The sequence below is a fragment of the Flavobacterium reichenbachii genome, assembly GCF_002217435.1.
Taxonomy (GTDB): domain Bacteria; phylum Bacteroidota; class Bacteroidia; order Flavobacteriales; family Flavobacteriaceae; genus Flavobacterium; species Flavobacterium reichenbachii.
Map to the genome: position 1 here is coordinate 23637 of NZ_MUHF01000029.1, position 20757 is coordinate 44393.

Here is a 20757-nt window from a genome sequence, read left to right on the forward strand (position 1 = left end):
ACAACGCCCCATCAATACAAACAGATAAATGAAACTAAATAAAATTTATAATATTGGATGCATTGGAATAAGTTTAGTTCTTGTTTTTTTAGCGTCTTGTAAAGCCGAAAAAAATATTCCGCAAAAAGAGAAACAGTTATCCGATATGGTTTATCCCTTACTGGATACAGAAAATTCCCGATGGTTCTTTTTTTCGTCGGCAAGTCGTCCGTTCGGAATGGTAAATTTAAATCCAGATACAGAAATTAAAGGCGATTGGGGAGGCGGTTATAAATATACTTCAGATACAGTAAAAGGATTTAGCCATATTCACGAATGGCAGCTTTCAGGCGTATCTGTTATGCCAGTAACGATTTCGGAACAAAATAAGCAAACGATCTTTAAAGATTTCTATTCTAAATTCAGTCATAAAACCGAAAAAATAACTCCCGGATATCATTCACTTCTATTAGATAGATATCAAATAACAGCAGAATTAACAAGTACCCAAAGAGTTGGTTTTCATAGATATACTTTTCCTGAAACAGCACAAAAAGCAGTTCTTTTTAATTTGAATACCATTCTTGGACCTTGTGAAAATACAAACGGAAAATTAGAAAAAAACAATGATTACGAACTTTCAGGATCATTAGTTTTGAGTACCAATTTTAGACGTCCGAAACCATTGACCGTTTTCTTTAAAATTAAAACAAACGAGCCCATTACTTCTGTAGAAAGAGACAATCTTACAGGTAATTATTTGATTAATTTTAATAAAACGACAGAAAAAATAGTAATGAAAGTCGGTATTTCTTATACTTCAATAGAAAATGCCAACAACAATATAGAGACAGAATTACCGCATTGGGATTTTGATAAAACGATTTCAGACTCTAAAAAAGAATGGAGTAATTTATTAGGAAGAATAAAGGTTGAAGGCGGTACAGAAACAGATCAAAGAAGATTTTATACTGATTTATGGCATGCCCTGCAAGGGAGAAAAATGATCAGTGATGCAAATGGTTCCTATCCTGATAATACTGGGGAGAAATTCAGGGTAGGACAATTGCCTCTTAACGCAGACGGAAAACCAAAATTTAATCATTATAATTCTGATGCTTTTTGGGGAGCACAATGGACTATAAATAATCTTTGGGGATTGGTTTATCCTGAGATTATGGAAGAATTTGTGTATTCTCTAATGCAGTATTACAAAGACGGCGGCATGATTCCGCGTGGTCCTTCGGGAGGAAATGATACTTACGTAATGACAGGAGCATCGGCTACACCATTTATTGTCAGTGCCATTCAGAAAGAAATTGTAAAAGAAGATCTTGAAGCGATTTATACCGCACTCAAAAAAAATCATATGCCGGGCGGTATCATGGCAAAAGCCGGATACGAACATAAAACCGATATTGGCGGGGGATTAAAATATTATATAGAAAAAGGTTTTGTACCATATCCGCTTCCCGAAGGTAATTTTGGAAGCCATGAAGACGGAGCCAGCCAGACTTTAGAATATGCTTATCAGGACTGGACTTTGGCACAATTGGCAAAAAAACTAAACCATCAGGAAGACTATAATTATTTTATCACAAGATCTAAAAATTACCAAAACGTATTTGATCAAAACACAGGCTGGATGCGTCCTAAAAATGTAGAAGGAAAATGGCGCGAAAATTACGATCCGTACCAATATGAAAATGGTTTTATAGAAGCAAACGGAGCACAATCTACATGGTTTGTGCCGCATGATATTGAAGGTCTGGCAGATTTAATGGGAGGAAAAGAAAAGGCAGCAGCAAAATTAAATGCCCAATTTGAAACGGCTAAAAAGCAAAAATATACTTCTGGTACATCGCACGATGCAGAACTGCACCCAGAATTCAGCAGAATTCCTGTAAATTTTGGAAATCAGCCTTCTATGCAGACTTCTAATATTTTTACTTTATTGAAAAGACCAGATTTAACACAGTACTGGACCAGAAATGTAGTGAAGGAAACCTTCAGCGGATTGGCCCCAAACACCGGTTACAACGGAGATGAAGATCAGGGATTAATGGGAAGTCTGAATGTATTGCTCAAAATAGGTTTATTTCAAATGAATGGCGGTACAGACCATGATGCCGTTTATCAGATAGGAAGTCCGATTTTTAATAAAATCTCAATCCAACTAAATCCCAAATATTATTCTGGTAAAAGTTTTGTCATAAATGCATCTAATAATAGTGCAGAAAATGTCTATATAAAAGATATAAAATACAACAACAAAGCCGTCAAAGATTTTACCATATCTCATAAGGAAATTACCAATGGAGGAGAATTAAGTTTAGAAATGTCTAGTAAAGCAGAGCGTTAAATTTCTTTTTAATGCATGAAATAGAGTCCAAAAACATAAGGAGTTTCACTAAAAATCAATCACAACACTATGTGAAGAAATCATGATTTTTGGAAAACCTGCTTTATTTTAAATAGAAATCTATGTATCTATGTTTAATTATAACTTTTCAAAAAAATAACACTGATAAAGAAATAAGGAAATGAAATTATCGATTAAAATCATCACTTTTTCAGCAATAGCATTATGCTGTACCCATCAAATAAAGGCCCAAAAACAGCTTCATAATTATGTAGATCCCATGATTGGGTCAGAAGGTGTCGGCAGGGTTTTTATAGGTCCGTCATGCCCTTATGGAATGGTGAAACCAAGTCCGGATTGCACCGTAAGTCCAAATAGCGGCTGGCTTCCTTTGCCAAAAGAAGTAACCGGATTCAGTCAGGTGCATGTGAGCGGAACCGGAGGCGGACCAAAATATGGCAATATCCAGATTATGCCTTTTTCAGGAGCTTTAGATAAGATCGATCAAACATCGCATAGAGCAGAAGAAAACGTAAAACTGGGTTATTATGAAACGGTTTTCAAAGAAAATCAAATCAAAACAGAAATAACAACGGCAGAAAAAGCAGCATTTTATCGCATTACCTATCCTAAAAACGCATCAAAAGAATTAAAAATTGATCCCGGATTTTTCTTAGGAGAAGAAGCAATTCCAGACGGAAGAGAAGCACAGCAGTTTGTAGGTTCTCAAATCGAAATCGTTTCAGATACTGAAGTTCGCGGCTATTCCAGAATTCGTGGCGGTTGGAATAACGGACGCGCTTATACCGTTTATTTCTGGGTAGTTTTTGATCAGCCAATGACGAAATATGTAACTTTTAAAGACGGAAAATTCTATAACAATCAGCCCGCTCAATTTGATTCGGGTAAAAAAACGGCAGCTTTATTTTCTTTTGGAAATGATGGAAAACAGGAGTTGAACATTAAAATCGGAATTTCTTTTTTAAGTGAATTAAAAGCAAAAAATAATATTGAAGTAGAAATTCCGCATTGGAATTTTAGTACCGTTTTAGCTTCTGTAGAAAATAAATGGGAACAATTGTTAAGTCGAATTACACTTTCTGCCGAAACCTCAGAAGACTATAAAAAAATGTTTTATACAGGTTTGTATCACACGATGATTATGCCCGTAGACCGAACAGGAGAAAATCCGCTATGGACAAACGACGAACCGTATTACGATGATTTTTACTGTATTTGGGATACTTTTAGAAGTTCAAGTCCGTTGATTACACTAATCGATTCAAAACGTCAGGTCGAAATTGTAAATGCCATGTTGAATATTTACAAACGTGAAGGTTATCTGCCAGAAGGAAGAAGTGGGAACGACAACGGCCGAACACAAGGTGGAGCAAACGCTTCTGTTGTTCTTGCCGATGCTTTTGTAAAAAACTTAAAAGGAATTGATTACGAAGTCGCACTAAAAGCCATGCTTAAAGATGCTACTGTACCGCCCGGAGGAAATGAAGAAAAAGAAGGAAGAGGCGGATTGACAGAATATTTGAAACTAGGATATCTCCCGTACGGAATTGACCGCGCAGGAAACAGAACCATTGATTATTCGTATAACGATTATAATATCGCTACTGTAGCCAAAGGCTTAAATCATACCGATTTATACAATCAATACATTAAACAAGCAGATAATTGGCAGAACCTATGGCGTCCAGATTACACCAATAATGGATCGACAGGATTTATTATGCCAAAAGATGCCTCAGGAAACTGGCTTGATGAGGTTGTTTTTGGTGAATCAAAAATACAGAAACCAACTTTTAAATATACGCCGGTTATTATCGAATCTCCTTGGTATGTCTGTCATTGGTGTGTGTTTTTCTACGAAGGAAATTCTTGGGAATATTCTTTGAGTATTCCGCATGACGTTCCGGAACTGGTTTTAAAATCTGGAGGCGAAACTGCTTTTAAAAACAGACTCGATACTTTTTTTGACACAAAATTGTACAATGTAGCCAACGAACCGTCGTTTTTAACGCCGTGTTTGTACCACTGGATCGGAAAACCATATTTGAGCAGCGACAGAATTCGAACTATTATAAAAGAGAATTTCAATACTTCGCACGAAGGTTTACCGGGCAATGATGACTCTGGCGCGATGTCTTCGTGGCTGGCTTTTCACATGATGGGATTGTATCCAAACGCCGGACAGCCGTATTATTTGTTGAATACGCCGTTAATTAAAGAAACAACTTTGCAATTGAATGAAGGTAAGATCTTTAAGATCTCAGCCAAGAAAATGAGCGATAAAAATAAATATATCAAATCGGCCTTGTTAAACGGAAAACCCTATAACAAAGCCTGGATTTTACATGAAGATATTGCAAAAGGAGGCGAATTAATTTTCGAAATGGATTCAAAACCTTCGGCTTGGGGAACGACTATTTTACCACCAACAAAATAAAATCAGAAGATGAAAAAAGCAATTTTAGCACTTCTTGTTTGTGCGATACATCAGATCGGAATAGCACAAAACTACATTCCGTCTCTTAAAAACAATACGGTTTTACATTATATCTGCAAACTTCACGGACAGACGAGAACCTTAACCCTGACCACCAAAATCGAAAAAGATCAGCTGATTTTTGATTTAGATACCAGAGGCGTAAAAAGCAGTATTGTAACTACTTCTGAAGGTTTGAAAAACGGAACCGAATTAAGTTTTAATCAGGGAGAATTTGCACCTATTTTGAACTTAAAACCAGCCGAAACTTTTTTTATGATTTCGCAGTCGGCATATCAGGATTTACTCAAAAATAAAAAGTTTATTTATAATAATACGACTTATGTTTTAAATGAAAATGCAACTGAAAATAAAGTTGAATTAGAAGGGAAAATACTAGAAACAGTACACGTTATCGCACAAATTGATCAAACCGAAATGTGGATCATAAAAAATCCGGATTATCCTTTAATCTGTAAAATAATTAAAAATCCTTTAGGAATAAATTTCACTTTAGTCAAAATAACGGATAAAGGAAATTAGTAGATAAATAAAAATGTTTTGTTTAGTTTTCTGTCAAACCTAACAGGTTTTAAAAACCTGTTAGGTTTCTAATTCAGATTATACGTAAACCAAATCAGTAAAAAAATATACTATGAAAAATCAAATCAGTCGTGGAGAATTCATCAGATTATCAAGTCTCACGCTGGCAGGAGCTTTGGTAAGTAATGCCGTTTTTGCTAATGATTTATTTCTAAATAATACAACTGGTAAAGAAGATCTTGAATTACTAAAAAAACTCATTGTAAACAATGACGCCAAAGTTAAAAGCTTACTGAGCAAAGCATTGCCGGATCCTGCAGTCAGGCTTAGTAGTTTTCGTGGAATAGCAAGTTCCATAACGATCATGACTGCTTCATTATCAAATTCAGGATCAGAATATTATAAGTCTGTATTGCTGACCGAAAAAATAAATGAGTCGATTGATATTTTATTAAAAGAGCAATACAGCGACGGAACATTAGATGCCGGAGGCAACCGACAATCTCCTCCCGATACTGCCTTTATTTTAGAATATATTTGTCCGGCAGCTGTTTTATTAAAAAATCATAAACAAAATGATTTGGCACCGTTAAAAGATAAATTGAAGAAATTTATTTTAAATGCAGGAGAAGCCATGATTACGGGCGGTGTCCATACACCAAATCACAGGTGGGTCATCTGCGCAGCTTTAGCCAATATTAATGCGCTTTATCCAGATGTGAGATACGTTAGCAGAATTGACGAATGGCTTGCAGAAGGCATTTACATGAATGAAGACGGACATTATGCAGAACGAAGCGGGATTTATTCGGCCGTGATTGACAAGGCTTTAATTACGATGGCAAGATTGTTAAACCGACCGAAATTGCTCGAAATCGTCCACAAAAACCTGACGACTTATTTTTATTATACAGAAACAAATGGCGATTTGGTTACGGTTGATTCTAAAAGACAAGATCAGTTTATGTCTTTAAAAGTGACCAATTTTTATCTGCAATACCGTTATATGGCGATTAAAACCAATAATGCCATGTTTCCATATATGGTAAATCTGATCGAAAAACTGCCAGAATTTACAAATGATATTTTATCAAATTCTCTAGCTTTTTTCCTGGAAAATGAAGTGCTTCGAAAACAAATTCCTATTGAAAGTAAAGTCGAAAATGATTTCGAAAAGTTTTTCGCCATTTCCAATCTGGCACGAATCAGACGCGGGAAAACTTCGTTAACATTGTTTGGAGGAAACGATCAGCCGGTTCAGATTGTTTCGGGAAGATCTTCCAATCCTAATTTTTTGATGTACCGCAGAGGAGATTCAATTTTAAAATACATGCGTCTTTCGACTTCGTTTTTTAGAATGGGATATTTCAGCAGTGACGGAATCGTAAAAGAAGGCAATAAATATATTTTGAAAGAAACCAAAGAAGCAGATTATTACCAGCCTTTGGCTCAAGAATTTCGCAAAGCCGACGGCGATTATAAACTCTCGGAATCTCCAGACGGAAGATTTTGGAATAAAATGGACTTTGATTCGAGAACAAAAAGCAATGTAAAAAAGCAGACCACAACAATTGAAATTACAGAAGATAACGGCGCATTAAGTTTAGAATTTAAAGTCGAAGGTCCGCCAAATGTTGAAGTAACTATTGAAATGTGCTTTAACGAAGGAAGCAGTATTATGGGAGCTGTCCAAGACGAAAAGAAGAATTATTTCCTTAAATCAGGATTCGGAGCACTTGGTACAGGCGAGGATAAAATACAATTTGGTCCGGGAAAATGCGAACATTTAAATGTAGAAAACCTAGACAGCGAAGAATATACCTATCATCAGGGAAGTCTGCGAACCATTGGCGAGCATGTTTATATAACAGGATTTACACCATTTTATCACAAAATGAATATTTATTGAGAAATCGTTTGCGTAATAGTGAAAGTATTAAATTCTTAGTTTAAATTTACGATAATTAAATTTAAACTATTAATAATTGAAATTATGAAATTATCATTGATCACCGCTATGCTTTTGGGTTGTACTTGTTTTGCACAAAATAATACTGACACAAGTCTGTACATGAAGTCTGATAAAATTACTTATCTGACAGATATAGGTTCAGAAACAGGAGATTTGTACAAAACGATAGGACATCACGGACCAGCTGTGGAAAATGAGTGGATGGCATTAAGAATTTATTTTAGTGATAAAGTGGCGATTGATGTTTATTCTAAAGCAAAACCGGGTTTAGAATTGAGAAAAGCAAATTGGTACCCAACTCCAGAACAGCAAAAAGAAGGCTGGGGCGCTGATTATTATAAAGTGGCATCGACTGTTGGTTTAGGCGGTGTAAAACTTTGGGACGGAGAAAAAGTAGTGCCTTTGAATCCGGTTACGAATCGTTTGGCGCGCGTTGGCAAAACAGAAACGACTTCATGGATGGAAATGATCTCAAGAGGCGTTCCGTACAAAGGAAAAAAAGTAGATATTTTAGTGCGTGTTACGGTATTTTCTGGTAAAAGAGAAGCAAAAGTAGAAGCTGTAAGTTTAAGCGGAGAAAAAGTGCAATTTGCAACAGGAGTTAATTATTTCAAAGATTTCCAAACCAAAAAAGGGACTAATTATATCGCAGTTTGGGGAAAACATCCTGAAGATGTAGCAGCAGAAATTGTAGAAATTGGCGCCGCTATTAAATTCAATCCAAAAGATTATGTAAAAACTACCGATGATGGAACACAATATTTATTGATTTCTAAACCAGCTAAAAGCTTAGAAACATCGATTATATCTTCGAGCGCAAGAGAAACAGAATTGAATACGCTTGATAAATTAGAAGCTTACATTAAATAAACTAACTAACAAACTGCATTTTAGGCCTGTGGCAAACAGTTTTAGTTCAGTATATTTTTGTTTGAATTGTAAATTACAAAAAAATAAAATGTCAAAAATTAAACTAAAACTGTTTTTCACGGCTTTATTGTTAAACCTTTTTTTATTGGGTTTTGAATGCAGTGCCCAAAAAACAATTTCATCTCAAAAGGAATTTCTAATTACAAATTACGGTTCAAAAGCAGATGGAAAAACACTCAATACAACTGCGATCCAAAATGCAATTGATGCCGCTTCTAAAAACAACGGCGGGCGTGTAATTTTTCCGAAAGGGACTTTTTTATCAGGAAGTATTATCTTAAAAAGCAATGTAACGTTATATTTTGAAGAAGGTTCTGTATTGCTGGGAAGCACAAATCCCAAAGATTATAGTAATATGGAATTTAGCGGCAGACCCGTTTCTCCCAAAAACGATGACAATTCTCAAATGGCTTTAATTTTAGCCCACAAAGCAAATAATATTACCCTAAAGGGAAAAGGAACAATTGATGGGCAGGGTTTACAATTAGCCTTAAATATTGATAGTCTTCATCATGCCGGTGTTGCTGTAGACCCAAAATATACTCTCAGAAGAAAGAGGCCAAATGAAACCATGAGGCCAAAATTATTTCGTTTTTCACAATGCGATAACGTTCAAATTGAAGGTTTGAAAGCTGGAGAAGCTTCCTGCTGGGGATTATCGTTTGAGTTATGCAGTAATCTCACGCTGGACAACCTTACGATAGTAAATCGTTCGTATTGGAACAATGACGGAATCGATATTACAGACTGCAAAAATGTTAAAGTAGTCAATTGCGATATCAACGCAGCCGATGATGGAATCTGCTTAAAGTCATATTATCCCGGATATTATAATGATGGTGTTTATATTGCAAACTGCAAAATTAGATCGAGTGCTAGTGCTATAAAATTTGGCACCGCTTCTTTCGGCGGCTTTAAAAATGTTATTATTAAAGACATTAAAGTTTACGATACTTTTCGGTCAGCAATTGCCATTGAATCTGTTGATGGCGGCAGTATCGAAAATATTGACGTTTCGAACATACATGCTGTTAATACAGGAAATGCCATTTTTATTCGCATTGGAAACCGAAGCGGCGATAAGCCGGGAAGCATCAAAAATGTGAGCATTAAAAACATAAAAGTCCAAGTGCCCTTTGGCCGTCCGGATATCAATTATGATGTAAGAGGCCCTGAAGTTGATTTCTTCCACAATCCTTTTCCATCTTCCATAGTGGGTTTACAAGGTTACGTTATCGAAAATGTCGTGTTAGAAAATATAGAAATAAACTATCCCGGAAGAGCTTCAAAAGGAATGGCGTACATGCCTTTGAACCGATTGGATCAAGTGCCCGAAGCAGCAAAAGATTATCCTGAATTTTCTATGTTTGGCGAATTGCCTGCTTACGGTTTTTACGTAAGACATGTTAATGGACTGATTATGAAGAATATTAAATTGACATTAGACGATGATGATTTTAGACCTGCCTTTGTATTTGATGATGTTAAAAATTTAGAAATGAAAAAAATTACGCTTCCAAAAGAAAAGAAAAAGCAAATTGTATTTAAGGACGTTGCAGCTTCAACTCTTGATAAACAGCTGCTGGAACAGAAAATGGAAATTAAGAATTAAAAGATTTCTAAAATTCAGACTCAAAATAAAAAGAGAATTTAAATAAAATAAAAGTTAGATGTTTAGAATATCATTTATAATAGTGCTCTTACTTTCTTTGTACGGTTGCAAAACAAAACAGGTTGTTAAAAAAGAAGTAAAAATAGCTTTTATTGCCGATGTTCATCTGCAGGATATTTTTCCAAAATTTGAAGACAATACTTATAAAGGTGTTCAAAATCCGGAAACGGGAGAATTTACGAATATTAGAACAATGAATTCGCAATTGCATTCTACCCGAATTTTTAATGAAAATTATTTTGCTTTTTTAGAAGCTTTAAATGATATTTCCAAAAGAGGAATCACGCAAGTTGTGCTTCCAGGCGATTTTAGCGATGATGGACAGCCCGTTCATGTAAGAGGATTGCGAAAAATACTGGATCAATATGCTAAGGAAAAGGGAATGTCGTTTTTTGTAACCACCGGAAATCACGATGCCGTAAAACCTTTTGCACAAGAAGCTTCTAAAATTGATTTTTTAGGGAAAGACGGCAAAGAGCAGATTATCAGCAGTTCTAAAACTAACTTGAAGAAAAGTGAAAATCAATTAGAGCCTATCATTACTTCTGATATAAAAAATTGGGGTTACAAAGAAACCATGCAGGAAATGTCTGGTTTTGGTTTTTTTCCGAAAAAGGATTATTTGTATTGGGAAACGCCTTTTTCAAATTATGATTATAATGATTATATTTTTGAAAAAGCGGTTGAAGCATCAGTTTTAAACAAAAGAATTTATACAATTCCAAATACCAATTTAGCACTTCCGGATGCAAGTTATTTGGTAGAACCCATAAAAGGAATCTGGCTTTTGGCGATCGATGCCAACGCTTATGTTCCGAATAAAAACTTATCTGGATTACCGAATAATCCGAATGATTTTTCGGGTGCGAGTATCGGTTATAATAATGTGTTTCTTTATAAAAATCATTTAATCAATTGGGTCAAAAAGATTTCGGCGGAAGCCAGAAAAAAAGGAAAAATTTTGATTGCTTTCAGCCATTATCCGATGGTTGATTTTAATAATGATGCTTCGCCCGAATTAAAACTGCTTTTTGGTGCCGATAAAATGCAGTTATCAAGAGTTCCAAACGAAGAAATAGCCCAGACCTTTGCAGATGCAGGAATTCAAATTCATTTTGGCGGACACATGCACATCAACGATACGGGCGTGCGAACTACGGCAAAAGGCAATACTTTATTCAATATTCAAACGCCTTCTCTGGCCGCTTATATGCCGGCTTATAAAATACTCACGATTCATTCTGATTCAGATTTTGAAGTAGAAACCATTGTGGTAGATTCCGTTCCAAAATTCAACAGCTTATTTCCTTTTTATGAACAGGAATATGCGCATTTGCAAAATATAAAAGATCTTAATATTTGGAATAAAGAAATTCTCAAAACCAAAGATTATAAGGAATTTACAGAATGGCATCTGAAAGAATTAGTGCGTCTTCGGTTTTTGCCTGAAGATTTTCCCGCTGCATTTTTAACGTCAATTCTAAAACTTTCCGGTAAGGATTTAGCGTATATCAATAAAAACAATTCAGAAGTTGAGACACTTATGAAATCGAATTCATTAACGATTCAGAATTTTGAATCATGGAACGGTTTTGATATGATTTTTGATTTTTACAGATTAAAAAATGCCGATGAATTGGCCAATCCTGAAATAGGAAGCAAGAGATTAAAGGCATATAATTTGGTATGCAGTGAGTTAAAGAAATCTACGGATAAAAAAATGATTTTATGGGCAGAGATATTTATGAAAACCATGAATGGCGCGCCCTCAGATCATTTTAAAATTGATTTAAAAAATAACAGTATTAATAATTTATCTGTTAAAAATTTTTGATATTTATTAAATCAAAAACATTAAATTGCATTTATAATTTATTTCCATGAAGCAAAATCCACTCATACTATTATTATTCTGCGCCTTTATTTTCAATTCGTATTCACAGAATATAAAATTTGCGCATTATAATGATAATAATGGGTTGTCTCACAATTCGGTAAGGCATATTGTTCAGGATAAAAAAGGTTTTTTGTGGTTTGGCACTTTTTCCGGTTTAAACCGTTTTGACGGCTATCAGTTCAAAAATTATATGAGTTCTGCTGCTGGCAATAACAAGTTATATAACGATGATATAACGGCTTTAGAATTAGACGAAGCATCCAATCATTTGTGGATTGGAACCAGAAAAGGGCTGACACTCTTTAAAATGGATACTCATGTTTTTACTACTTTTTTAAAACAGAAAAACGATCCAAACAGTCTGCCCGAAGATGAAATCAGATCTGTTCATGTTGATCGTTTCAAAAGAGTGTGGGTGGGAACTAAAACTCAGGGAATATATATGTTCTTTTTGAATGAAAAAAGATTCGAAAAAATTCCAATTAAAGGTTTTGATTACGTAAAAGAAATTTTTGAAGACAAAAAAGGAGATATCTGGGTTGGAAGTTATGAAAAAGGATCTGTCGCAAAAATAACTTTAGACACCAAAGGATCTATCGTAAAAATCAATAATTACACGCTTTCTGTACCCAATTCAAACATAAAGAATCCTTATATTAATTTCATTTATGAAGATGCAAAAGCTGATATTTTTATAGGAACCCGTGAAGGTTTGTACAAATTAGATAAAATAAACGATCAATTTGTAAATTTATATATTGAAAACAAACAAGTTAGAGGTGCTTTGGGACCTTATTTCTTATCAGTTGCACGTGCTCCAGACGGAAAATACTGGGTAGGAACTCTAGGCGGACTGTTGGTTTGTACGCAGTTAGAAGATATTCAGAAAGGAAATTACAAATGGTATTATTCGATATTGTCTGATGATACTTCTCTTGTAGATAATTTAATATCAGCGCTTTATTTTGATGCGTCAGGAGTATTATGGATTGGGACAGAAGATGGATTGGATAAATATGATCCTTACGAAAATCAATTTACGCTCAACAAAGACATATCGCGATCTATAGGCAATCAGGCGCCTCTTATCAGAGGTTTTGCTAAAACTTATGATGAAAAAGTAATTGTGGCTACTTACCACAACGGACTCTTTATTTCTACTGCAAAAGGCTCTGTTCCGCTGCATAATAATGGAAAAGATATTGCCAGCATTTATTCTTACGACGGAAATATCTTTTATTGCGGACTCTGGAATGGAAATATTTTAGTTTACAATTACAGATCAAATTCATCAAAAGAAATTAAAGCAGGATTTGAAAAATCACCTGTATTTGCTTTTAGTAAAATTGGAGACGATGAAATTATTGTAGGCTCTTTTGGAGAAGGAGCCGTAATATTAAATACCAAAACGCTGGAAGTAGAGACTTCTAAAGGAAAATTACTGCCTGGTTTCCAGATCAATGCAATAGAACGTGATGCAAAAAATAATGTTTGGTTTGCTACAGAAACAGGTGTTCTAAAATACAATATTAAAACAGGAAAAATAGAAACCTATTCGTCACTTTCCAGAAAAGAAAATGGTGTTCCTCATGATGAGAATGTAAGTGATGTGCTGGTAGACAAAAAAGGAAAAATATGGGCATCTACAAGACTTGGTTTATGTTTGTTTAATGAAAAGAAAAACAAATTTGAGCCTGTTACAAATCTTAAGGAACTTTCGGGAAAATGGATTACAGATATTCTGTCGGATGTAAATGGCGATTTATGGCTTAATATTAACAATAATAATATTGCCTGGGTAAAATCTAATTTGAGCGATGTTAGTATATATCATGTAAACAGCGGTAACAGGCTGGATGTTTTTAGTTCCAGCGGTTTCTTTAATTTTAATAATTCGAATATTTATCTTGGAGGCAAAAACGGAATTATTTCTTTTTCGCCGCACACCATGAAAAGAAATAAAAGGTCTCCAATACCTGTTATTTCAGAATTTAAAATTCAGAATGAAGAAGTATTTCCAGAAATGGAGATTAATGGAGAAATTCCGCTCTCAAAAGATCTGAATTACGGCAGAGAAATAGAACTTACTCATAAAAACCGTAATTTCTCAATTCAGTTTTCGACGCCGTCCTTTGCAAACGAAAAGCTCAATAAGTTTCAATACATGCTTGAAGGTTTTGATAAACATTGGATTACAGCCAACAGTACATCAAGAACGGTTCAATATACCAATCTTTATCCCGGAAATTATGTATTCAAAATTAAGTCAAGCAACAGCGATGGATATTGGAGTAAAACGGTTTCTTATAAAATAAAAATCCTGCCGCCTTTCTGGCTCACACCCATTTCTTTTTTACTGTTTTTTGCATTATTGTTTTGCATTTTTTATTTTATAAGAAGAGAAATTAAAAACCGTATCCGTTTAAAACAAGAACTGCTTACAGAGAAAGTAAACAGGGAACATGATGTGAAATTGAACAATGAAAAATTACGTTTTTTTACTAATATTTCGCATGAACTGCGTACACCGCTGACTCTTATTTTAGGTCCGGCAAAACAATTATTGGATGAAAACAGTAATGCAACAGATTACGAAAAAAGCAGATACAATCTTATTTACCAAAATGCCAGCAGACTGCTGAATCTGGTGAATCAGGTATTGGATTTTAGAAAAGCGCAGTCGGGAGAATTAAAACTTAAAGTTACTAAAACCGATATTCTGACGTATTCAAAAAATATTTTTGATTCTTTTAAGGAAATGGCTTATAACAAAAAGATTAAGCTCAATTTTATTACAGAAGATGATGCAATTAATGGATGGATTGATAATGATAAGTATGATAAGATTCTTTATAATTTATTATCTAATGCTTTAAAATTTACAAACAAAAACGGAAATGTAGACTTGTATATCAGGCTGAAAGATACTGTTGAAGATATTTTGGTTATTGAAGTAAGCGATGACGGAATTGGAATTCCCTTGAAAAGCCAGGAAAAGATCTTCAAACGGTTTTATCAGGCCACAAACAGTAAAGCAAACAATACAGGATCTGGTATTGGTTTATCATTGGTAAAATCATTAGTTTCTCTGCATAAAGGAATTATTTTAGTTGAAAGTACGCCTGGAAAAGGAAGTATTTTTAGAGTCGAAATTCCAATTGATCGTAATTCTTATGAGCACAAAGAAGTCTTTGAATATGCTCTCAAAAATGACAATTTAAGCATGCTTATTCCAGAAAAAGCAGCCAAGAAAATCATTCAGAATACAGATCTCAAAGAGAAAATATTGGTTATAGAAGATAATAGCGAACTAAGAAAATATCTGGTAGATTATTTGTCTGATTATTATAAGGTTTACGATGCCGAAAATGGGGAAGAAGGACTTAGAATCTGCCGTCAGATTAAGCCGATATTGTGTGTTACCGATGTTATGATGCCTGTTATGGATGGTCTTGAATTTTGCCGTGAATTAAAAAATGACGAATTCATCAGTCATATTCCGGTTGTATTACTGACTGCTTTAGCTGAAAATACGGATAAAGTAAAAGGATATGATATGGGAGCAGACGGTTATTTGGTCAAACCTTTTGAACCTCTTTTATTGAAAACAGTAATTGAGAACATCATCAAATCGAGATTAGAATTAAAAGTGAAATTTTCGGGCGAAGTAGAAAGTAAAATAAGTCTGCTTACCCATTCTCCAATTGATGAGGAATTTATGGATAAAATCACCACTTTGATAAATGACAATTTAAGCGAAGTCGATTTATCTACTGATTTTCTGTGCGATAAACTAGGCGTGAGTTCTTCTAAATTGTACCGAAAAATTAAAGAATTGACTGATCTCGCTCCAAATGAATTTATTAGAACAATTCGATTAAAAAAATCGGCAGAATTACTCAAAACAAAAAAATATAATGTTTCTGAGGTTACAAACTTAGTAGGCTTTAACGATCCCTTATATTTCAGCCGATGTTTTAAAAAACAGTTTGGTTTTCCGCCAAGTAAACTGATCAATTAGTTTTTTTTAGCCACTAATTGCAAGAATTTGCACAAATTATTTTGATAAATATAGCCCGTGGTTTTAACCACGGGAACACAATTTATATCCGTAATCTAATTTTTCTCGTGATGTTCCCACGGTTGAAACCGTGGGCTATGTTGAAATGATATGTTCGGGCACGCAATAAAATCATAATAATTATTTTTAATCTGTATCAAAAAATATAAAGCTATAGATTACACAGATTAAAAGGATTTTTTATTTAGCCACTAATTGCACGAATTTACACAAATTATTTTGATAAATATAGCCCGTGGTTTCAACCACGGGAACGCAATTTATATCTACAATCTATATCTGTAATCTAATTTTTTCTAATAACGTTTCCCACGGTTGAAACCGTGGGCTATGTTGAAATGATATGTTCGGGCAAAAATTTGCACAAATTATTTTGATAAATACAGCCCGTGGTTTCAACCACGGGAACGCGATATATTCCCCAATGTGAAATTATGTAAAACAGTTAAAATTAAATAAATCAATAAAAAACATATAAAAACCTTACAAAAATAAAAATCATCCATGTTTTTGATGTATTAATCCATTTTGAAAAACATATGTAATTCTATTTTTGTCTTATAACTTATAACTTTTAGACCATGAAAAAGAATATAGACACCGACAATCCGTTGAAAAATTTAGATGAATGGGAAGATGATTTGTTGCAGCGATATCCAGATCCTGAGCATGCGGCGGAAAAACAAAAGGAGGAATTTAGAAATTATGTCGATTCAGAAAGAGTAGAAACCGTTAAGGAGTTTTATAGAATAAACCATACCTATCAAACCTATGATTTTGTATGCAATAAAGAAGCAGAATTTTTGCAGTTCAATAAAAAAGAAATGTCAATTTGGGAAGCAGTAGATTTTTTAAATACGCTTGTAGACGACAGTGATCCGGATATTGATTTAGATCAGACACAGCACCTTTTGCAGACCTCAGAAGCCATTAGAGCAGACGGTCATCCGGACTGGTTTGTACTTACGGGATTTATTCATGATTTGGGCAAAATTTTATGTTTGTTTGGAGAACCTCAATGGGCTGTTGTAGGAGATACTTTTCCTGTAGGCTGTGCTTATTCAGATAAAATTGTATATCCTGAATTCTTCAAAGAAAACCCTGATTATACAGACGAAAGATTCAATACCAAACTGGGCGTTTACACCCAAAACTGCGGACTGGATAAAGTAAAAATGAGCTGGGGACACGACGAATACTTGTATCAGATCATGAAAGATTATCTTCCGGATCCGGCTCTGTACATGATTCGTTACCATTCCTTTTATTCACAGCATAAAGAAAATGCTTATGCTCATTTAATGAATGAAAAAGATGTAGAAATGTTTGACTGGGTAAGAAAATTTAATCCGTACGATTTATATACTAAAGCTCCCGTTAAGCCAGATGTAAAAGCATTACTTCCATATTATAAAGAATTAGTTTCTAAATATTTACCTGAGAAGTTGAAGTTCTAAAAAGGCTCTGTAAACACATAGAAACATAGACTTTCTTTTAAGCATAAAAAATATTTTTTAAAAGAAACTAATTTCTAACACATAGCTATGTGTTTTTGTACCAAGTAAAATAATTTTTGAGGCCAAGAAAAACTAAGTTTCGATGTGTTAGAAAAATAATTGCCAGCTATCTAAAACCAAAAGAATGCAGAAAATCAAAACCAAAATACTTTTATTAAGCCTGCTGCTGCTTTGCGGAACTGCTGTTTCTGCTCAGGAAAAAGAGCGTAACGATTGGGAAAATCCTGAAGTATTTCAAATTAACAGAGAACCAGCCCGCGCTGCTTTTCTGCCTTATGCAGATGAAACTTCAGCAATAAGCGATAAATATGAGAACTCGCCCTGGTATTTTTCTTTAAACGGTAAATGGAAGTTTTCATGGTCGCCGACACCAGACCAGCGTCCGAAAGATTTTTATAAAACAGATTTCAGTACTTTACATTGGAAAGAACTTCAAGTACCTTCTAATTGGGAGTTAAACGGTTACGGCGTTCCAATTTATACCAATATAACCTATCCTTTCGAAAAAAATCCTCCTTTTATTAATCATTGGGATAATCCTGTTGGTTCTTATAAAAAAGATTTTGTACTGCCTGAAAACTGGAAAAACCGTCACGTATTTCTTCATTTTGAAGCAGGAACTTCAGCTATGTATATTTGGGTAAACGGAGAAAAAGTTGGTTACACAGAAAATACTAAAAGTCCGGCGGAATTTGATATTTCTAAATATTTAAAACCTGGCAAAAATGATCTGGCTGTAGAAGTGTACAGATGGAGCGATGGTTCCTATCTCGAAGATCAGGATATGTGGAGACTTTCTGGAATTGACAGAAATGTGTATTTATATAGTACTGATAAAGTTCGTATTTCAGATTTTTTCGCCAAACCAGATTTAGATGCGAATTACAAAAACGGAAGTTTGAATGTCGAAGTAAGTTTAAAAAACCTGACTTCGACTGCTGTTAACAATCAAAAAGTGGTTGCCAAATTGGTAGATGCTTCAGGGAAAAATGTATTTACAAAAGAATTGAATGTCAATTTTGAAGCCTCTAAAATTCAGACAATCAATTTTGCTCAAAATGTTTCCAATCCGAAATTATGGAGCAGCGAAACGCCAAATTTATATACGCTTCTGCTGACTTTAAAAGATGCAAAAAATAATATAATAGAAACTGTTTCAACTCAAATCGGATTCAGAAAAGTAGAATTAAAAGGTGCACAATTATTAGTAAACGGAGTCCGATTAATGGTTCACGGTGTCAATATTCATGAACATAATCCGCAAACGGGTCATTATCAGGACGAAGCTACGATGATGAAAGACATTAAGATGATGAAACAGCTGAATATAAATTCAGTGCGCTGCAGTCATTATCCGAACAATATTTTATGGGTGAAACTATGCAATAAATACGGATTGTTTTTGGTGGATGAGGCCAATATCGAAAGCCATGGAATGGGAGTAGAGGGACAGCCTCTAATTTGGATGAATCCAAAAACTAATCCGGGTCATCTTCCAGAATGGAGAGAAGCGCATTTAGATCGAATTTACAGTTTGGTAGAAAGAGATAAAAATATGCCATCGGTAATTATTTGGTCGTTAGGAAATGAAAGTGCCAACGGACCTGTATTTCACGAAGCCTACAAATGGATCAAAAAAAGAGATAATGGTAGATTGGTTCAGTTTGAACAGGCAAAGGAAAATGAAAATACAGATATCGTGTGCCCAATGTATCCTACAATAGAATACATGAAAGAATATGCGGCTCGAAAAGAAGTTACACGCCCTTACATCATGTGTGAGTATTCGCATGCGATGGGAAACAGCAGCGGTAATTTTCAGGAATATTGGGATATCATTCGCGGAAGCAAAAATATGCAGGGCGGTTTTATTTGGGATTGGGTAGATCAGGGATTTGAAAGAACAGATGAAGCCGGTCGTAAATATTGGGCTTACGGCGGCGATATGGGAAGCCAAAACTACTTAAACGATGAAAATTTTTGCCATAACGGATTGGTTTACGCAGACAGAACTCCGCATCCCGGAGCTTTTGAAGTAAAAAAAGTATATCAGGATATTTTGTTTAATGCCGTTGATATTAAAAATGGAGTAATTGAAATTAATAATGATTTTGGCTTTACAAATCTCAATAAATACAACTTTAGATATGAGGTTTTAGAAAATGGAAAAGTAATCAAAGAAGGAACAATCAATGTGGCTTTAGATCCAAAAACTAAAAAACAGTTTAAGCTTGATTTACCAAAATTAGAATCAAAAGAAGGAACAGAATATTTGTTGAATGTTTTTGCTTACACTAAAACAGGTTCAGAATTACTGCCTCAAAATTTTGAAATTGCCAAAGAACAATTTGTCATCGAAGACTCCGGCTATTTTGCAAAGTCAGGACAGGAAAACTTTTCTAAAGTTCAGGATGAAAAAGATCAATTTGTTTTGAGTACCGAGAATGTTATAGTTAAGATTAGCAAATCGACTGGATTAATTTCACATTACAGTTTAAAAGGCGAGGAATACTTTAAACAATATCCGGAACCCAATTTCTGGAGAGCTCCGACGGATAATGACATAGGAAATAAAATGCAGATTAGAACAAATGTCTGGAGAACAGCAGGTAAAAATACAACCTTAGAAAACATTCAGCAGACTGAGGAAAATGGTAAAAAATATGTGATTGCGAAATTAAAACTGAATGATGTTTCTTCTGATTATACCATCAAATATTCGCTTACTAATGATGGAGCATTAGAAGTGCAGGCATCCTATAAAAAAGGAAATAATCCGTTACCAGAAATGCCTCGTTTCGGAATGATTTTTACTTTGAAAAATACTCTTGAGAATTTAGATTATTACGGAAGAGGACCTTTAGAAAATTATCCAGACAGAAAAACATCTTCGTTCAAAGGAATTTATCAAAGTAAAGTAGCAGATCAATATGTGCCTTATACGCGTCCGCAGGAAAATGGATATAAAACCGATGTACGTTGGTTTAAACTTTCAAACAATAACGGAAAAGGACTTGAAGTAAAAGGACTCCAGCCATTAGGAATCAGTACTTTGAATAATTATCCAAGTGATTTTGACGGTGGAATATCTAAAAAGAATATTCACTCCAGCGATATAACTCCAAGAAACGAAGTTGTTGTTTGTGTTGATTTAACCCAGCGCGGATTGGGCGGTGATAACAGCTGGGGACTGCCTCCGCACGAACAGTTTGTATTGACGCAAAGCGAATACAATTACGGATTTGTGATAAAACCAGTTTTTTAAACTGACCCTGAATACTGAAACACAACACTATCAACTGACCAC

10 protein-coding genes are annotated in these 20757 nt (G+C 34.6%); all 10 read left to right on the forward strand.

What is annotated here, in order from left to right; translation table 11 throughout:
• The first annotated feature begins 28 nt into the window (after positions 1-28).
• The 10 genes from B0A68_RS21170 to B0A68_RS21215 all read left to right on the forward strand — a co-directional run bounded on the left by B0A68_RS21170 (position 29) and on the right by B0A68_RS21215 (position 20715).
• Entirely contained in the window at positions 29-2341 is a 2313-nt protein-coding gene (locus tag B0A68_RS21170) for a GH92 family glycosyl hydrolase (RefSeq protein ID WP_035689950.1), read from the forward strand.
• Positions 2342-2522: 181 nt separating this feature from the next.
• Complete coding sequence (locus B0A68_RS21175) at positions 2523-4799, forward strand: GH92 family glycosyl hydrolase (protein ID WP_035689952.1); 2277 nt, start codon at positions 2523-2525, stop codon at positions 4797-4799.
• 9 nt (positions 4800-4808) lie between these two features.
• Entirely contained in the window at positions 4809-5381 is a 573-nt protein-coding gene (locus tag B0A68_RS21180; protein ID WP_035689954.1) for a hypothetical protein, read from the forward strand.
• 112 nt (positions 5382-5493) lie between these two features.
• Positions 5494-7290, forward strand: coding sequence for a hypothetical protein (locus B0A68_RS21185; protein WP_035689956.1), 1797 nt, complete (start codon positions 5494-5496; stop codon positions 7288-7290).
• Between the two features lie 84 nt (positions 7291-7374).
• Positions 7375-8223 (forward strand): DUF4861 family protein, encoded by an 849-nt coding sequence (locus B0A68_RS21190; RefSeq protein WP_035689958.1) that lies wholly within the window; start codon positions 7375-7377, stop codon positions 8221-8223.
• A gap of 88 nt (positions 8224-8311) precedes the next feature.
• On the forward strand, positions 8312-9895 hold the full coding sequence (locus tag B0A68_RS21195) for a glycoside hydrolase family 28 protein (RefSeq protein ID WP_035689960.1): 1584 nt from the start codon (positions 8312-8314) through the stop codon (positions 9893-9895).
• A 58-nt stretch (positions 9896-9953) separates the two neighbouring features.
• The gene (locus tag B0A68_RS21200) at positions 9954-11789 is read left to right on the forward strand and encodes a metallophosphoesterase family protein (RefSeq protein ID WP_035689961.1); all 1836 of its coding nucleotides are present in this window, start codon (positions 9954-9956) and stop codon (positions 11787-11789) included.
• A 46-nt stretch (positions 11790-11835) separates the two neighbouring features.
• The gene (locus tag B0A68_RS21205; RefSeq protein WP_035689963.1) at positions 11836-15873 is read left to right on the forward strand and encodes a hybrid sensor histidine kinase/response regulator transcription factor; all 4038 of its coding nucleotides are present in this window, start codon (positions 11836-11838) and stop codon (positions 15871-15873) included.
• A 641-nt stretch (positions 15874-16514) separates the two neighbouring features.
• Positions 16515-17390 carry an inositol oxygenase family protein gene (locus tag B0A68_RS21210; protein ID WP_035689964.1) on the forward strand — a complete coding sequence of 292 codons (876 nt, stop codon included), beginning with the start codon at positions 16515-16517 and terminating at the stop codon, positions 17388-17390.
• Positions 17391-17574: 184 nt separating this feature from the next.
• Entirely contained in the window at positions 17575-20715 is a 3141-nt protein-coding gene (locus tag B0A68_RS21215; protein ID WP_035689966.1) for a glycoside hydrolase family 2 TIM barrel-domain containing protein, read from the forward strand.
• Positions 20716-20757 lie beyond the last annotated feature (42 nt).